At 72.5% G+C, this 15,453-nt stretch carries 13 protein-coding genes and 1 pseudogene; 7 read left to right on the forward strand and 7 right to left on the reverse strand.

Annotated elements, in window-relative coordinates:
* Positions 1 to 125 precede the first annotated feature (125 nt).
* From RNL97_RS28740 to RNL97_RS28750, 3 genes are all read left to right on the forward strand, one after another.
* Positions 126 to 1,322 carry a glycoside hydrolase family 64 protein gene (locus RNL97_RS28740; protein WP_313751367.1) on the forward strand — a complete coding sequence of 399 codons (1,197 nt, stop codon included), beginning with the start codon at positions 126 to 128 and terminating at the stop codon, positions 1,320 to 1,322.
* 155 nt (positions 1,323 to 1,477) lie between these two features.
* Entirely contained in the window at positions 1,478 to 2,212 is a 735-nt protein-coding gene (locus RNL97_RS28745; RefSeq protein WP_243315866.1) for a carbonic anhydrase, read from the forward strand.
* A gap of 351 nt (positions 2,213 to 2,563) precedes the next feature.
* A complete protein-coding gene (locus tag RNL97_RS28750) occupies positions 2,564 to 4,201 on the forward strand; it encodes an ABC-F family ATP-binding cassette domain-containing protein (RefSeq protein ID WP_030582440.1) in 1,638 nt (545 codons plus the stop codon).
* Positions 4,202 to 4,307: 106 nt separating this feature from the next.
* Here the strand turns inward: RNL97_RS28750 and RNL97_RS28755 are convergent, their stop codons facing one another.
* Together RNL97_RS28755 and RNL97_RS28760 are read right to left on the reverse strand one after the other, a co-directional pair.
* Positions 4,308 to 6,740 carry a Tex family protein gene (locus RNL97_RS28755; protein WP_313751368.1) on the reverse strand — a complete coding sequence of 811 codons (2,433 nt, stop codon included), beginning with the start codon at positions 6,738 to 6,740 and terminating at the stop codon, positions 4,308 to 4,310.
* 202 nt (positions 6,741 to 6,942) lie between these two features.
* Positions 6,943 to 7,812: an SCO6745 family protein gene (locus RNL97_RS28760; RefSeq protein ID WP_313751369.1), complete on the reverse strand. Its 870-nt coding sequence runs from the start codon at positions 7,810 to 7,812 to the stop codon at positions 6,943 to 6,945.
* A 169-nt stretch (positions 7,813 to 7,981) separates the two neighbouring features.
* Here RNL97_RS28760 and RNL97_RS28765 point away from each other — a divergent pair.
* Positions 7,982 to 8,946, forward strand: a pseudogene (locus tag RNL97_RS28765) (GlxA family transcriptional regulator).
* A 125-nt stretch (positions 8,947 to 9,071) separates the two neighbouring features.
* Complete coding sequence (locus tag RNL97_RS28770) at positions 9,072 to 9,707, forward strand: DJ-1/PfpI family protein (RefSeq protein ID WP_313751370.1); 636 nt, start codon at positions 9,072 to 9,074, stop codon at positions 9,705 to 9,707.
* Between the two features lie 18 nt (positions 9,708 to 9,725).
* Here the strand turns inward: RNL97_RS28770 and RNL97_RS28775 are convergent, their stop codons facing one another.
* Positions 9,726 to 10,490 carry an enoyl-CoA hydratase/isomerase family protein gene (locus RNL97_RS28775; protein WP_030582429.1) on the reverse strand — a complete coding sequence of 255 codons (765 nt, stop codon included), beginning with the start codon at positions 10,488 to 10,490 and terminating at the stop codon, positions 9,726 to 9,728.
* A gap of 80 nt (positions 10,491 to 10,570) precedes the next feature.
* Between RNL97_RS28775 and RNL97_RS28780 the strand changes: the two genes are divergently transcribed.
* Positions 10,571 to 11,194 carry an HdeD family acid-resistance protein gene (locus RNL97_RS28780; RefSeq protein ID WP_030582425.1) on the forward strand — a complete coding sequence of 208 codons (624 nt, stop codon included), beginning with the start codon at positions 10,571 to 10,573 and terminating at the stop codon, positions 11,192 to 11,194.
* A 145-nt stretch (positions 11,195 to 11,339) separates the two neighbouring features.
* Complete coding sequence (locus RNL97_RS28785) at positions 11,340 to 11,795, forward strand: ATP-binding protein (protein ID WP_030582422.1); 456 nt, start codon at positions 11,340 to 11,342, stop codon at positions 11,793 to 11,795.
* Positions 11,796 to 11,869: 74 nt separating this feature from the next.
* On the opposite strand, the gene idi is transcribed toward RNL97_RS28785, so the two are convergent.
* The 4 genes from idi to galE all read right to left on the reverse strand — a co-directional run bounded on the left by idi (position 11,870) and on the right by galE (position 15,360).
* On the reverse strand, positions 11,870 to 12,463 hold the full coding sequence (gene idi, locus RNL97_RS28790; RefSeq protein WP_030582419.1) for an isopentenyl-diphosphate Delta-isomerase: 594 nt from the start codon (positions 12,461 to 12,463) through the stop codon (positions 11,870 to 11,872).
* A 147-nt stretch (positions 12,464 to 12,610) separates the two neighbouring features.
* Positions 12,611 to 13,135: a GNAT family N-acetyltransferase gene (locus tag RNL97_RS28795; RefSeq protein WP_313751371.1), complete on the reverse strand. Its 525-nt coding sequence runs from the start codon at positions 13,133 to 13,135 to the stop codon at positions 12,611 to 12,613.
* Positions 13,136 to 13,245: 110 nt separating this feature from the next.
* Positions 13,246 to 14,187, reverse strand: a complete 942-nt coding sequence (locus tag RNL97_RS28800) for a cation diffusion facilitator family transporter (protein WP_030582412.1) — start codon at positions 14,185 to 14,187, stop codon at positions 13,246 to 13,248.
* A gap of 183 nt (positions 14,188 to 14,370) precedes the next feature.
* Complete coding sequence (gene galE / locus RNL97_RS28805) at positions 14,371 to 15,360, reverse strand: UDP-glucose 4-epimerase GalE (RefSeq protein WP_030582409.1); 990 nt, start codon at positions 15,358 to 15,360, stop codon at positions 14,371 to 14,373.
* Between the last annotated feature and the right edge of the window lie 93 nt (positions 15,361 to 15,453).

Raw genomic sequence — 15,453 nt, forward strand, 5'->3', positions numbered from 1 at the left:
TTCGACAAGTTGAGACAGGCTCGTTGACAGCGGTCGCCCCCGGCAGGATTCTGAGAGCGCTCTCACGCTCAGGTGATGTGCCCCCCGCGCTCCACCCACGCATCCGCCCGATGAGGAGGACGAGCATGTCCGTTCTATGGAGAGGTCTCGGCGCGCTGACCGCCGCCCTGGCCCTCGCCCTGGGTCTGACCACCGGCGTCGGGCAGACGCCGGCGGAGGCGGCGGTACCCGCCACCATCCCGCTGACCATCAAGAACGACTCGGGACGCGCCGACCAGATCTACGTCTACAACCTCGGAACGGAGCTCTCCACCGGCCGCCAGGGCTGGGCGGACGCGAACGGCGCCTTCCACCCCTGGCCCGCCGGAGGCAACCCGCCCACCCCGGCCCCGGACGCGTCGATCGCCGGTCCGCGGAACGGGCAGTCCGTGACGATCCGGATGCCGAAGTTCTCCGGACGCGTCTACTTCTCGTACGGTCAGAAGCTCGTCTTCAAGGTCACCACCGGCGGTCTCGTGCAGCCCGCCGTGCAGAACCCGAGCGACCCGAACAGGAACATCCTGTTCAACTGGACCGAGTACACGCTCAACGACGCGGGCCTGTGGATCAACAGCACCCAGGTCGACATGTTCTCCGCCCCCTACTCCGTCGGCGTCAGGGCGCCGGGCGGGGCCGTCAAGAGCACCGGCAAGCTCAAGCCGGGCGGCTACAACGCGGTGTTCAACAACCTCAGGAACCAGTCCGGCGGCTGGTCCGGCCTGGTCCAGACCCGGTCCGACGGAACGGTGCTGCGCGCCCTGTCCCCGGGCCACGGCGTCGGGAGCGGAGTCCTGCCGTCCGGGATCATGAACGACTACATCAACCGGGTCTGGAGCCGCTACAGCGGCTCCGTGCTGACGGTGACGCCGTTCGCGCACGAACCGAACACCAAGTACTACGGCCGGGTCTCCGGCAACGTCATGAACTTCACCAACGGCTCGGGCGCCGTCGTGACATCGTTCCAGAAGCCGGACTCGGACAGCGTCTTCGGTTGTTACAAGCACCTGGACGCGCCCAACGACCAGGTGCGCGGCCCGATCTCCCGCACCCTGTGCGCGGGCTTCAACCGCTCCACCCTGCTGACCAGCGCGAACCAGCCCGACAACAACGCGGCGAACTTCTACAAGGACTCCGTGACCAACCACTACTCCCGCCTCATCCACGCGCAGATGGTGGACGGCAAGGCGTACGGCTTCGCCTTCGACGACGTGGGCGCCCACGAGTCGCTCGTCCATGACGGCAACCCGCAGGAGGCGCTGATCACGCTCGACCGCTTCAGCTGACCGTCCCGCTTCCCGGCCCGGTGGGGCACGCCCCCGGGCCGGTCGCCCCCCGGTGCGTCCTTCTCCGCCCTCGCCGGCCCAAGAGACGGTCAAGATCTGGCCAAGGGCTGTCCCTCGTCAACTCCCCTGAGGGGGAAGGGGGTTAACGTCCGCGCGTGAGAATCACCCGAACCCCCCGCACGGCGCCGACCACGCGCCGCACCCTGCTCCGTGCCTCCGCGGCCACCGCGGCGGCGGGCGTGCTCGCCGCGGGCTCCTCGTCCGTGGGCGCCGCCCCGCGCACCCGGTCCGCGACCGCGGCGAGGCCCACGACCCCGGCCGCGGCGCTGAAGGAACTCGCCGCCGGGAACCGCCGCTGGCGCACGCTCCGCCAACGGCATCCTCACGAGACCGCCCGGGTGCGCGGCGCCCTGGCCTCCGGCCAGTCGCCGTTCGCGCTGATACTCGGCTGCATCGACTCCCGCGTCCCCCCGGAGCTGGTCTTCGACCAGGGACTCGGCGACCTGATGACCGTCCGCTCGGCCGGCGAGGTGCTGGACGAGGCGGTTCTCGGCAGCATCGCCTACGGCGTCCTCGAACTGGGCATCCCCCTGGTGGTGGTCCTCGGCCACCAGTCGTGCGGCGCGGTCGCCGCCGCGGTCCACGCGGAGGAGACCGGGGAGAGCCTGCCCGCGCACATCCAGTACGTGGCCGACCAGATCAGGCCCGCGATCGTGCCCGGGCAGCACGGCGAAGCCCGGGTGGACGCCACGGTCAGCGCCCAGGTCCGGCTGGTCCGCTCCCGGCTGGCGCGCGAGGCCGATCTCGCGGCGAGGGTGGCCGCCGGGGAGCTGGCGATCGTGGGTGCACGGTACGAACTGGGGACCCAGCTGGTCCACCGGGTGGGCTGACTGCCGGGGCACCGGGCCGCCGCGACCCCGCGCGGCCGGATCCCCGGGGCTCCCGGGCCCCTCGGGCTCCCGGCCGCAGGCCCTCCTGCCGGAGGCTGAAGCACGGCGGGTCCGGGCGGCGGCGCGAGTGGGTGGGGCTGGTGGTGGCGCCCGGCACCGGGCGCCACCACCTCCGGTCCGGACGGCGGGGCCGAGCTGACCGGAGGCACGGGGCCGGCGGTGGCACGGGGTCCCAGGCACCGGGCGCCTGGCCTCCGCGCCGACCGACGGGGCAGGGCCACCGTGGGCATCGGCCGTCGGGGCATCGCCCGGCAGGGGCATCGAGCGCCGGCGACTAGGATCGGGATCCTGATGACTGCCACTCTCGTCGCCAAGGACCTCGCCGCCGGACACGGCGACCGCACGCTCTTCGCCGGGCTCGACCTCGTCGTCGCCCCCGGTGACGTGATCGGTCTCGTCGGAGCCAACGGGGCGGGCAAGTCCTCCTTGCTCCGCCTGCTCGCCGGGCTCGACCGGCCGGAGGAGGGCGAGCTGCGGCTCTCCCCGCCCACCGCCACCGTCGGCCACCTCCCACAGGAGCCCGAGCGCCGGGACGGCGAGACCGTGGCCGCCTTCCTGGCCCGACGGACCGGCGTCGCCGACGCCCAGCGCACCATGGACGAGGCGACCGAGGCCCTGGTCGCGGGAGCCCCGGGCGCGGACGACGCGTACTCCGACGCCCTGGAGCGCTGGCTCGCCCTCGGTGGCGCGGACCTGGAGGAGCGGGCCGAGCAGGTCGCCGCCGAGCTGGGCCTGACCGTGGGCCTCGACCGGCCCATGACCGCGCTCTCCGGCGGACAGGCGGCGCGCGCCGGACTCGCCTCGCTTCTTCTCTCCCGCTACGACGTGTTCCTCCTCGACGAGCCCACCAACGACCTCGACCTGGACGGCCTGGAGCGCCTGGAGCGCTTCGTGTCCGGCCTGCGCGCGGGCACCGTCGTCATCAGCCACGACCGGGAGTTCCTGATGCGCACGGTCACCAAGGTGCTGGAGCTGGACCTCGCCCAGCAGCAGATCAACCTGTACGGCGGTGGCTACGCGGCCTACCTGGAGGAGCGCGAGACCGCCCGCCGGCACGCCCGCGAGGACTACGAGGAGTACGCCGACAAGAAGGCCTCCCTCGAAGCACGCGGTCACATGCAGCGCTCCTGGATGGACAAGGGTGTGAAGAACGCCCGCCGCAAGGCCACCGACGGCGACAAGCTCGGCCGCAACGCCCGCAGCGAGGCCAGTGAGAAGCAGGCCGCGAAGGCCCGCCAGACCCAGCGCATGATCGAACGCCTCGATGTCGTGGAGGAGCCCCGCAAGGAGTGGGAGCTGCGGATGGAGATCGCCTCCGCCCCGCGCTCCGGATCCGTCGTCGCCACCCTGCGTGAAGCCCGCGTCGCGCGCGGCGACTTCACCTTCGGCCCCGCCTCGCTCCAGATCGACTGGGCGGACCGGGTCGCCATCACCGGGGCCAACGGCGCGGGCAAGTCCACGCTGCTGGCCGCCCTGTTGGAGCGGGTGCCGCTGGACTCCGGGAACGCCACGCTCGGTTCGGGGGTCGTGGTCGGCGAAGTGGACCAGGCCCGCAAGCTGTTCCTCGGGACGCAGTCGCTGCTGGACGCGTTCTGCGCGGCCGTGCCCGACACGGAACCGGCCGAAGTCCGCACCCTGCTGGCCAAGTTCGGCCTGCGCGCCGACCATGTGATGCGCCCGGCCACCAGCCTCTCCCCCGGGGAGCGCACCCGCGCCGCCCTCGCCCTGCTCCAGGGCCGGGGCGTGAACCTCCTGGTGCTCGACGAGCCGACGAACCACCTGGACCTGCCCGCCATCGAGCAGTTGGAGGCGGCCCTGGAGACGTACACGGGCACCCTGCTGCTGGTCACGCACGACCGCCGGATGCTGGAGGCGGTCCGCACCACGCGCCGCATCGAAGTGGCGGACGGCCAGATCAAGGAAGTCTGAGCAACGTCACGGGGGGTGAGTGCGGCCCGCACTCAACCCCCGTAACCCCGCGTGGGAACGGGGAGGGCGGGCCGCACACGGCGATCCGCCCCCGGAGACCACCAGGTCAGCGCCCCCGGCCGCCGCCCTGCTTCGGGTCGGCCAGCCCGGCCCGCCGCAGAGCATCTGCCATCGCGCTGTTGGCCGGAGCCGGAGCGCCCTGGCCGCCCTGCCGGGACCCGCCACCGCGCCGGTCCCGTCCGCCGCCGCCCTGACGGCCCTGGCCGCCACCGGAGACCTGGCCCTGGCGCTGCTTCGGCGGACGGACGCCCCGCTCGCCGCGGCCCTGCTGCCCGCCACCGGAGCCGCCGCCCGCGCCGGGCTCGTCGTCGAGGCGCAGCGTCAGCGAGATCCGCTTGCGGGGCACGTCGACGTCCATGACCTTGACCTTCACGATGTCCCCGGGCTTCACCACGTCGCGCGGGTCCTTGACGAACGTCTTCGACAGCGCGGACACGTGCACCAGACCGTCCTGGTGGACGCCGACGTCGACGAACGCGCCGAACGCGGCCACGTTCGTCACGACGCCCTCCAGCACCATGCCCGGCTCCAGGTCGCCGAGCTTCTCGACGCCCTCCTTGAAGGTCGCCGTGCGGAACGCCGGACGCGGGTCGCGCCCCGGCTTCTCCAGTTCCTTGAGGATGTCCGTCACGGTCGGCAGCCCGAACATGTCGTCCACGAAGTCCGCCGCCCGCAGCGCACGCAGGGCCTCCGCGTTCCCGATCAGCGAGGCGACCTCGCCGCCCGCGCTCTTCCCCATCCGCCGTACCAGCGGGTATGCCTCGGGGTGCACGCTGGAGCCGTCCAGCGGGTCGTCTCCGCCCCGGATCCGCAGGAAGCCCGCGCACTGCTCGTACGCCTTCGGGCCGAGGCGCGCCACGTCCTTGAGCGCCTTGCGGGAACGGAAGGGGCCGTTGGCGTCCCGGTGCGCCACGATGTTCTCCGCCAGCCCCGAGCTGATCCCGGAGACCCGTGAAAGCAGGGGCGCGGACGCGGTGTTGACGTCCACACCGACGCCGTTCACACAGTCCTCGACGACCGCGTCCAGGGACCGCGAGAGTTTCACCTCGGACAGGTCGTGCTGGTACTGACCGACGCCGATCGACTTCGGGTCGATCTTCACCAGCTCGGCCAGCGGGTCCTGGAGCCGCCGTGCGATGGAGACCGCGCCGCGCAACGACACGTCCATGTCGGGCAGTTCCTGCGAGGCGAACGCGGAGGCGGAGTACACCGAGGCGCCCGCCTCCGAGACCATCACCTTGGTGAGCTTCAACTCCGGGTGCTTGTCGATCAGTTCACCGGCAAGCTTGTCCGTCTCGCGGGACGCCGTGCCGTTACCGATCGCGATCAGGTCGACCGCGTGCTCCTTCGCGAGGTGCGCGAGCTTGGCCAGCGCCTGGTCCCACTTGTTGGCGGGTACGTGCGGGTGGATCACATCGGTGGCCACCACCTTGCCGGTGGCGTCGACGACCGCGACCTTCACCCCCGTACGGAATCCGGGGTCCAGGCCCAGCGTGGCCCGCGTCCCGGCCGGGGCGGCGAGCAGCAGATCACGCAGGTTCGAGGCGAAGACCCGGACCGCCTCGTCCTCCGCCGCCGTACGCAGCCGGAGCCGCAGGTCGATGCCCAGGTGCACCTGGATCCGGGTCCGCCAGGCCCACCGCACGGTGTCACCCAGCCACTTGTCGCCCGGGCGGCCCCGGTCGGCGATCCCGAAGCGGCGGGCGATCATGTTCTCGTACGCGGACGGGCCAGGCTGCTCGGCGGCCTCGGGCTCCTCCGGCTCCAGCACCAGGTCGAGCACGTTCTCCTTCTCGCCGCGCAGCATCGCGAGCACCCGGTGCGAGGGCAGCGCGGTGAACGGCTCCGCGAAGCCGAAGTAGTCGGCGAACTTCGCACCCGCCTCCTCCTGGCCGTCGCGCACCTTCGCCGCCAGCCGGCCGCGCGTCCACATGCGCTCACGCAGCTCGCCGGTCAGGTCGGCGTCCTCGGAGAACCGCTCGGTGAGGATCGCGCGTGCGCCCTCCAGGGCGGCCGCCGCGTCCGCCACACCCTTGTCGCCGTCGACGAACGCGGCGGCAGCGGTGAGCGGATCGACGGACGGGTCCCCGAGGAGCCCGTCCGCCAGCGGTTCGAGCCCCGCCTCCCGGGCGATCTGCGCCTTGGTGCGCCGCTTGGGCTTGAACGGCAGGTAGACGTCCTCCAGGCGCGCCTTGGTCTCGGCGGCCCGGATGCTCGCCTCCAAAGCCGCGTCGAGCTTGCCCTGTTCGCGTACGGAGTCGAGGATCGCCGTACGCCGTTCCTCCAGCTCCCGCAGGTAGCGCAGCCGTTCCTCCAGCGTGCGCAGCTGCGCATCGTCGAGGGATTCGGTCGCCTCCTTGCGGTAGCGCGCGATGAACGGCACGGTCGATCCGCCGTCGAGCAGCTCGACCGCCGCCCTGACCTGTCGCTCCCGTACGCCGAGCTCCTCGGCGATCCTGCCTTCGATGGACGTCGTCACGGTTTTCCCGACTCGCCTTCTCGTACTGGCTGTGCTGGCCGTGCTCGGGTCGCGCTGAGCACGTATCTGCTTGCCGGGGGGCATCCCCCCGGCCTGCATTGTGCCGCGTGGCCGGGGGCCGTGTCGCGTGACCTCGGGCAACACGCCCGGCAGCCCCGACGCGGTGCGCGGGAGGCCGGGCGGCGCCGGGGCCCGTCCCGGGTCAGTCCCGGCCGGTCGCCGAGGCCGGGAACGCGCCCGCAGCGGCGGCCGTGAAGAGGAAGTTGCGGGCGAGTTCGGTGAGCCGCTCCACGCCTTCCGCGCCCAGGTGTTCGTACGGGGCGATGTCCATGCGGTCCGTCGCCTCCTCGACCTCGGCGCGCAGCGCGGTGCCCGCCTCGGTCAGCGCCAGTTCCTCGCCCGCCTCCAGCAGCCCGCGCTCCCGCAGCCGCTCGGACGCCGCCTCCCAGTCGGTGCGGCGCCAGCCCCGGGAGGACAGGATCCAGCGGATCGCCATGCCCTTGCCGGTGGCCGTGTGGCTGACGAGCGACTCCAGCGGGTCGAGGCCGGCCGCGAGCAGGGCGGCGAGATGGGCATCGCCCCGGTGCTCGCGGAGCAGGGTCGCGGCGTGCCAGAACGCCAGGTGCGGCTCCTCGGGCACCGGCAGGCCGGCGTGCGCGGCGTACAGCGGGCGGGCGTGCGGGGCGCAGGCCTCGGTGGCGCGCAGCGCGAGCCGGGCCGCCTCCGCCATCTCCTCGGAGGCGATGACCTCCTCGCCGAGCAGCCGCCGCAGCGTCGAGTCCGCCGCCCTCAGCCGGGCTTCGAGGACCACCTCGGGGGAGGCGGTCTCCCAGACGGCCGGCACATGGCGGGCCACCAGCACGGGGTTGAAGTTGTAGAAGGTGGCGCTGACGGTGCCCGCGCCCACGGTGCCGAACGCGGCGGCACGGGTCGCGAAGTAGGCGGCGGAGGGGTCCTCGATACCGATCTTCGCCATCTCCGTACCCAGGTCGGGGGAGAAGAAGAGGCAGGAGTGCAGCGGGTTGACGGCGTTGTGGCAGTGGCGCTCCGCGCGGGCCGGGAGAGTACTCATGCCCGCACGTTACCGACTGGTCGGTACGGTGCGGAACCCCGGGGGAGGGCCATCGCCCTGCGAACCGGGCCGACAGCAGACCGGTGACCGGTCCACGGTGGATGGATGGCAGGAAAGGAGGGGTATACGTCATTGCGGCCATCGCCGCCCGCCGCCCAGGATGTCGGACGTGAAGCAGCGAACCGTCCTCGTCGTCCTCTTCGACGGCGTCCAGGGTCTCGACGTGACCGGCCCGATGGAGGTCTTCGCGGGCGCCTCCTGGTCGCCGGGGGTCTCCTACGACCTGCGGACCGCCTCGCTCGACGGCAGCCCCGTCCGGTCGACCAGCGGGCTCGTCCTGATGCCCGACAGCAGCCTGGCCGACGCGCCCTCCCCGCACACCCTGCTGGTACCCGGCGGGCCCGGCACCCGGGGCTCCCACCCGGAGCTGACCGCCTGGCTGCGGGAGCACGGGCCCGGGCCGGACCGGCTCGTCTCCGTGTGCACCGGGGCGGTGCTGCTGGCCGAGGCGGGCCTGCTCGACGGACACCGGGTCACCACCCACTGGAACTACTGCGAGCGGCTGGCCCGCGACCACCCGGCCGTCCGGGTCGATCCCGAGCCGATCTTCGTACGGGACGGGAGGCTGGCCACCTCGGCGGGCGTCACGGCGGGGATCGACCTGGCCCTCGCGCTCGTCGAGGAGGACCACGGGCGGGACCTCGCGCTGACCATCGCCCGGCACCTCGTGGTGTTCCTGCGCCGCCCCGGCAACCAGGCCCAGTTCAGCGCCCAGCTCAGCGCCCAGACCGCTCGGCGCGAACCACTGCGCGAGGTCCAGCACTGGATCACCCAGCACCCGGACGCCGACCTCGGCGTCGACGCCCTCGCGGCCCGCGCCCGGCTCTCGCCCCGGCACTTCGCCCGCGCGTTCCGGGCGGAGACCGGGACGACCCCCGGGCGGTACGTGGAGCGGGTTCGCCTGGAGCACGCCCGCCGGCTGCTGGAGGACACCGCCGACGGCGTGGAGCAGGTCGCCCGCGCCAGCGGCTACGGCACCCCGGAGGCCATGCGCCGCGCCTTCGTGAAGAACCTCGCGACGGCACCGGGGTCGAATACCGCCGCCGCTTCCGCACCCCCGCATCAACCACCTGACCCCCCCGGCGCACCACGGCCCACATCGGCCCACCGGCCCACACCGACCCACGCAGCGCACCAGTCCGCGCAGACCCGCACCGACCCGCGCCGGCTCTCACCGGCCGAACCGAGAGGCAACTCCCGTGCAGATCGCCATCGTGCTCTTCGACCGCTTCACCGCCCTGGACGCGGTGGGCCCCTACGAGATCCTCAGCCGGGCACCCGGTGCCGAGACCGTCTTCGTCGCCGAGCGGACCGGACCGGTCCGCAACGACAGCGGGAGCCTCGGGCTCGTCGCGGAGAAGTCGCTCACCGAGGTGGCCTCGCCCGATCTGGTGATCGTGCCGGGCGGCCCCGGCCAGAGCGACCAGATGGAGAACGAGGCCCTGCTCGGCTGGCTGCGCGCGGTCGACGCCGCCACCACCTGGACCACCTCGGTCTGCACCGGCTCGCTCCTGCTGGCGGCGGCCGGACTCCTGAAGGGGCGGCGGGCCACGTCCCACTGGCTGGCACTGGAACTGCTGAAGGGATTCGGCGCCGAGCCCACCGGGGAGCGTGTGGTCCTCGACGGCAAGTACGTCACCGCCGCCGGGGTCTCCTCCGGCATCGACATGGGGCTGACCCTCCTCGGCCGGATCGCGGGCGACGACACGGCACGCTCGGTTCAGCTGCTCACGGAGTACGACCCGCAGCCCCCCTACGACTGCGGCTCGCCGGAGAAGGCCCCCGCGGCCCTCGTCGAGGAGTGGCGGGCCAGGAGCCGGCACGTCACCCGGTGAGACCTGTGGCGTACGGCATCAGCGCGCGGGCGCGGTGGTGTAGGTGAAGCGCGGGGCGCGCCGCTCCAGGAAGGCGGCGACGCCCTCCGCCGTGTCCGTACTGCCGCGCGCCTCGGTGGCCCAGTGGGCGTCCCGGTCCGTCCGGCCCGCGGCGAACTCCTTCGCCGAGGCCTGGGTCAGCTGCGACCGGGACGCCAGCACCCGTACGTACTCCTCGACCCGCTTGTCCAGGCCGCCGGGCGGCAGCACCTCGTCGACCAGGCCGGTGCGCAGCGCCCGTTCCGTGCCGATCAGCTCGCCGGAGAACAGCAGGTGCTTCGCGGTGCCCGGGCCGACGAGGGCGACCAGACGCCGGGTCGAGGACGCCGGGTAGACGATGCCGAGCTTGGCGGGGGTGACCCCGAAGGAGGCCCCCTCCTCCGCGAACCGCAGATCGCAGGCGGCCGCGAGCTGACCGCCGCCGCCCACGCAGTAGCCGCGCACCGCTGCCAGCGTCGGCCGGGGGAACGCGGCGAGCGCCTCCTCGGCCCCCACCGCGAGGCCCTGGGCGGTGCCCGCGCTCTCCCGCAGCGAGGAGATGTCGGCTCCGGCGCAGAAGGTGTCCCCGGCCCCGGTCAGCACCAGCGCCCGGACCTCCGGATCGGCCGCCAGCCGCTCCAGCAGCTCCGGCAGGCTCCGCCACATCGCGGTGGTCATCGCGTTCCGCTTGGCGGGGTTGGCGATCACGACGGTGGCGACGCCGCGCTCGACGGACGTGATCAGGCGGGGTTCCGTACGGTCCATGCGCCGGATGCTATCCCCACGGTTCGAACCTATGATCAAGAAGGGGTCGCCGGACGGACACGCGCCGTGAGGAGCTGTCGATGAACGAACCCACCGCCGAGGGCAGGAAGCTCAGCCGCAGTTTCGGCTGGCTGGCGCTGCTCGGCACGCTGCTGGTGATCGCGGGCATCGTCGGGCTCGTCTACACCGGCGTGGCCACCCTGACCTCGATGCTGCTCTTCGGCTGGCTGCTGCTCGTCGGCGGTCTGGTCGGGCTGCTGCACGCGATCGAGTCGCGCGGCACGAGCTACTTCTGGCTGGGGGTGGTGGTCGCGGCCCTCAACATCGCGGCGGGCGTCGTCGTCATCAAGCACCCCGAGGGCACCGCCGAGGCGCTGACCATGTTCGCCGCCCTGCTCTTCCTGACCGGCGGGGTCTTCCGGCTCGTCGGCAGCGTCGTGGTGCGCGGCCCGCAGATGGGGTGGACGCTGCTGCAGGGAGCCTTCGGTCTGTTGCTGGGCCTGCTGGTGCTGTTCGACTGGCCGCACAGCAGCCTGTACGTGCTCGGCTGCTTCTTCTCGCTGGCCCTGCTGTTCGACGGTCTCGGCCTGATCGCCGTCGGCATCGGCGGCCGACGCATCGTCAGCATGGTCTCGGAGCGGCTCGATGAAACGGTCCCGACCGCGGGCGAGCCGGCCACGTCACCAGAAGACGAGCAGAAGTAGTCACTCAGTCGTCAATGGCCTACAGGTTTGGTCAAATGGCACCGATACCTGGCTACTTCCGGTCAGTGGCACGGTGCGGACCAAGCCATTCCCACACTCTTTACTCGACGGTCAGTGCAGTGCGAGTGAGAGCTGGTGCCGGACGATGGAGAGCCTCGGGAGTGCCCCTGCCGACCCCGTGTCGTACGAGGGGGTGTGGCGCTTCACCGCCCCCGCCGTGGAGGCGTCCGTGCCCAGCGCCCGGCACGCCGTACGCGATCTTCTCGGCCGGCAGGGCGTGCCGGTCGAGGACGACATCCTCCAGGGGCTTCTGCTGATCGTCTCGGAGCTGGTCACCAACTCCGTGAAGCACGCGGCGCTGCTCTCGCCCGAGCTGGCCGTCGAGGTGGCCATCGGCCCCGACTGGGTCAGGGTCTCGGTGGAGGACAACCACCCCTACCGCCCCACCGCCCTGGAGACGGACTACGCGCAGACCGGCGGCCGGGGCCTGCTGCTGGTCAAGGTGGTCACCGCGGAGGCGGGCGGGACCTGCGACGTCGAGCACACCGCGAGCGGCGGAAAGATCATCTGGGCGACGCTGCCGTTGAAGACGCAGCTCTGACCGCCCCGTACACGACTGTCCGGCCGCCCCCGCCCCCGCCCCCGCCCCCGCCCCCGTCCGCGACCGGGCGACGGTCACCAGCCCGCCGAGGGCCCCGTCAGCTCACGGATCGCCGGCCGCGCCGCGTCCAGCACCGTCATGAACCACGCCGAGAACGGGTCGTCGGCGTGTCGCTTCTCCAGCTCGGCGGCCGTGACGAACGCGGTCTCGCCGACCTCCTCGGGGTCCGGCTTCAGCGCCTCCTGCGCCATTCCCACGAACAGGTGGTTGAACTCCTGCTCCACCAGGCCCGACGCCGGGTCCGGGTGGTTGTAGCGCACGGTGCCCGCCGCGGCCAGCAGCGACGGCGAGATGCCCAGCTCCTCGTACGTACGCCGGGCGGCGGCCGCGAACGGGGACTCGCCCGGGTAGGGGTGTCCGCAGCAGGTGTTCGACCAGACGCCGGGGGAGTGGTATTTGCCGAGTGCCCGGCGCTGGAGCAGCAGCCGCCCCTGCTCGTCGAAGAGGAACACGGAGAACGCGCGGTGCAGCTGCCCGGGGGCCTGGTGGGCCGCCAGCTTCTCCGCGGTGCCGATGGTGGTGCCGTTCTCGTCGACCAGTTCGAGCATGATCGCTTCTGCGGTGCCGTTCGACGAGCTGTGCGTCGCGGTGGCTGGTGTGGTCGGCATACCCATCCTTCGCTTTGGTCCCCGGCCTCGTGCGCCGGGCCCCTGGAGTCCGGTCAAGTCTGCCGTACAAAAGCCGCTTGTCCGCACTCCGGGGCCGGGCATGTCCGTCCCGCCACGCCCTGCGAAAGCGGCGGGACGGACGGGCCGTCAGACGTCGAAGGCCGCCGGATAACGGATCAGGCCCGCCGGAACAGGAACCGAATCGTCCAGTACCAGGGCCATCATCGCCTCGTCCGGAACCTCGAAACCTGGCCGGATCCCGTAGCGCGAGGCCGGTCCGAAACCGAAGCGCGGGTAGTACTCGGGATGACCGAGCACCAGCACCAGCGCCTCACCGCGCACCCGGGCGGCGTCCAGCACCGCCCGCACCACGGCCTGCCCCGCCCCCTGCCGCTGGTACGCGGGGACCGTGGCCACCGGTGCCAGGGCGAGCGCCGGGGCCTCGGCGACCCGGCAGCGGGTCAGCAGCGCGTACGCCGCGATGGACCCGTCCGGGGCCTCGGCGACGTAACTCATCTCCGGCAGCCACGCGTCGGGGTCGGCCCGCAGGGCGTCCACGAGGTCCGCCTCGTCGCGGGTGGGGAACGCGGCCGTGTTGACTCCGTGCACGGCCGCGCGGTCCGCCGGGGTCTCCGGGCGGACGGTCCACCGGGGGTCGGTGTGGTCGGTCAACGTGAAAACCCTTGCGTGAGAGGGGCCAGGGCCCGGTCCGGGGAGGAAGGGACCCGGCCCGGGGCCCGGGAGACGAGGAAGGAACCGGGGGGCGGCCCCCGCCCCGTCGCTCAGTGGCAGAGATGCGCCTCGTGCTCCGCGTGACCGCTCGGCTCCAGCTGGAAGGTGCAGTGTTCCACGTCGAAGTGGTCCCCGAGGCAGCCCTGCAGCTCGTGCAGCACCTTCTCGTGCCCTATCGAGTCGAGCATCTCCTGGCGCACCACCACGTGGGCGGAGAGCACCGGCATCCCCGAGGTGATCGTCCAGGCGTGCAGGTCGTGGACGTCCAGCACCCCGGGCAGGGCCGTGATGTGGGCCCGCACCTCCGCCATGTCCACCCCCTTGGGCGCGGCTTCCAGCAGCACGTTCAGGGTCTCCCGCAGCAGCTTCACCGTCCGGGGGACGATCATCAGACCGATCACCAGCGAGGCGATCGGGTCGGCGGCCTGCCAGCCGGTCGCCATGATGATCCCCGCCGAGATGATCACGGCGAGCGATCCCAGGGTGTCGGCCATCACCTCCAGATAGGCGCCCCGTACGTTGAGGCTCTCCTTCTGCCCGCGCATCAGCAGCGAGAGGGAGACGATGTTGGCCACCAGGCCGACCGCGGCGAAGGCGATGGCGAGCCCGCCCTTCGTGTCGGCGGGGGTGATGAACCGCTCCACCGCCTCGTAGATCAGATAGGCGCCGACGCCGAGCAGCAGCAGGCAGTTGGCGAGTGCGGCCAGGATCTCCGCGCGGGCGAAGCCGAAGGTGCGGTTCGGGGCGGCCGGGCGGTTGGCGAAGTGGATGGCGAGCAGCGCCATCCCGAGCCCCAGGGCGTCGGTGGCCATATGGGCGGCGTCCGCGATCAGCGCGAGCGAGTCGGAGAGCACCCCGCCGACGAGCTCCATGACCATCACGCCCAGGGTGATCGCCAGGGCGATCCGGAGCCTTCCCCGGTACGCGCCGGCCGCCGTTCCCGTCGGAGGCGGCCCGCCGTGCGTGTGCCCGTGATCGTGGCCAGCCCCCATGCGAAACGCCTCCAGGTCCGTAGGACATGCCGGGGCGGAACCGCCCCGGCCAGGCCCAGTGAACTACGGGTGGGGGGTATCGGGCAACACGGGACTGAACACCGTTGTCATCTGCTCTGACCTGCGGAAACGTTCCGCAGGTCAGAGCGTTGACACGATCGGGCACCCGTCTCGCGGAGACGGTCAGGGGCGCCCCTGCGCGCGGGCCTCGGGGTGGTGCAGGCACCAGCCCTCCCAGGCCGACTCGACCATCTCGCGCACACTCCGCCGGGCCGTCCAGCCCAGCTCCCCGGTGATCCGCGCGGCCGACGCCACCGCCTTCGGAGCGTCACCGGCCCGGCGCGGCTCGACCACCGGCTCCAGAGCGCTTCCCGTCACCTCGCCGATCACGTCCGCCAGCTCCCGTACCGAGACGCCCTCGCCCCGACCGACGTTCAGCGTCAGATCGCCCGCGCCCGTCTCGTCCAGCCGGCGCGCGACCGCGAGGTGCGCCTCCGCCAGATCGGCGACGTGGATGTAGTCGCGGATGCAGGTGCCGTCCGGGGTCGGGTAGTCGTCGCCGAAGATCCGGGGGGCCTCGCCGCGCGTCAGCCGCTCGAACATCATCGGCACGATGTTGAAGACCCCGGTGTCCGCGAGCTCCGGCGCGGCCGCCCCCGCCACGTTGAAGTACCGCAGGCAGGCGGTGGAGAGCCCGTGCGCACGGCCGGTGGCCCGCACCAGCCACTCACCGGTGAGCTTCGTCTCGCCGTAGGGGTTGATGGGGAGGCAGGGCGTCTCCTCCGTGATGAGGTCCACGTCCGGTACGCCGTACACGGCCGCCGAGGACGAGAAGAGGAAGCGCCGAACCCCCGCCGCGACCACGGCCTCCAGCAGGACGGCCAGTCCCGCGACGTTCTCCCGGTAGTACAGCAGCGGCTTCTCCACGGACTCGCCGACCTGCTTCTTCGCCGCGAGATGCACCACCCCGCTCACCGCGTGATCGGTCAGCACCCCATCCAGCAGGCCCCGGTCGGAAGCGGAGCCCTCCACCAGCGTGACGCCGTCGGGCAGCCGCTCCGCGATGCCGCTGGAGCGGTCGTCGAGCACCACGACCCGCTCACCCGCCGCGACCATGGCCCGCGCCACGTGTGCCCCGATGTAACCCGCCCCACCTGTGATCAGCCATGTCATGACCGCCAGCCTAAGCGCAGCGTTCCTGCCGCCCGGTCCGCGGGTTTGTGGGCCGGGCCCCCGATCGATGATGATGATCGCGAACGGCGCCCG

Origin of the sequence: Streptomyces parvus (assembly GCF_032121415.1) — a bacterium.
GTDB classification, from domain to species: domain Bacteria; phylum Actinomycetota; class Actinomycetes; order Streptomycetales; family Streptomycetaceae; genus Streptomyces; species Streptomyces globisporus_A.

What these genes read in the sequence shown, in the direction of transcription:
- RNL97_RS28740 (WP_313751367.1), top strand. Translation starts at nt 126, where the DNA reads ATGTCCGTTCTATGGAGAGGTCTCGGCGCGCTGACCGCCGCCCTGGCC.
- RNL97_RS28750 (WP_030582440.1), top strand. Translation starts at nt 2,564, where the DNA reads ATGACTGCCACTCTCGTCGCCAAGGACCTCGCCGCCGGACACGGCGAC.
- RNL97_RS28760 (WP_313751369.1), bottom strand. Translation starts at nt 7,812, where the DNA reads ATGAGTACTCTCCCGGCCCGCGCGGAGCGCCACTGCCACAACGCCGTC.
- RNL97_RS28775 (WP_030582429.1), bottom strand. Translation starts at nt 10,490, where the DNA reads ATGGACCGTACGGAACCCCGCCTGATCACGTCCGTCGAGCGCGGCGTC.
- RNL97_RS28780 (WP_030582425.1), top strand. Translation starts at nt 10,571, where the DNA reads ATGAACGAACCCACCGCCGAGGGCAGGAAGCTCAGCCGCAGTTTCGGC.
- RNL97_RS28785 (WP_030582422.1), top strand. Translation starts at nt 11,340, where the DNA reads ATGGAGAGCCTCGGGAGTGCCCCTGCCGACCCCGTGTCGTACGAGGGG.
- idi (WP_030582419.1), bottom strand. Translation starts at nt 12,463, where the DNA reads ATGCCGACCACACCAGCCACCGCGACGCACAGCTCGTCGAACGGCACC.
- RNL97_RS28800 (WP_030582412.1), bottom strand. Translation starts at nt 14,187, where the DNA reads ATGGGGGCTGGCCACGATCACGGGCACACGCACGGCGGGCCGCCTCCG.
- galE (WP_030582409.1), bottom strand. Translation starts at nt 15,360, where the DNA reads ATGACATGGCTGATCACAGGTGGGGCGGGTTACATCGGGGCACACGTG.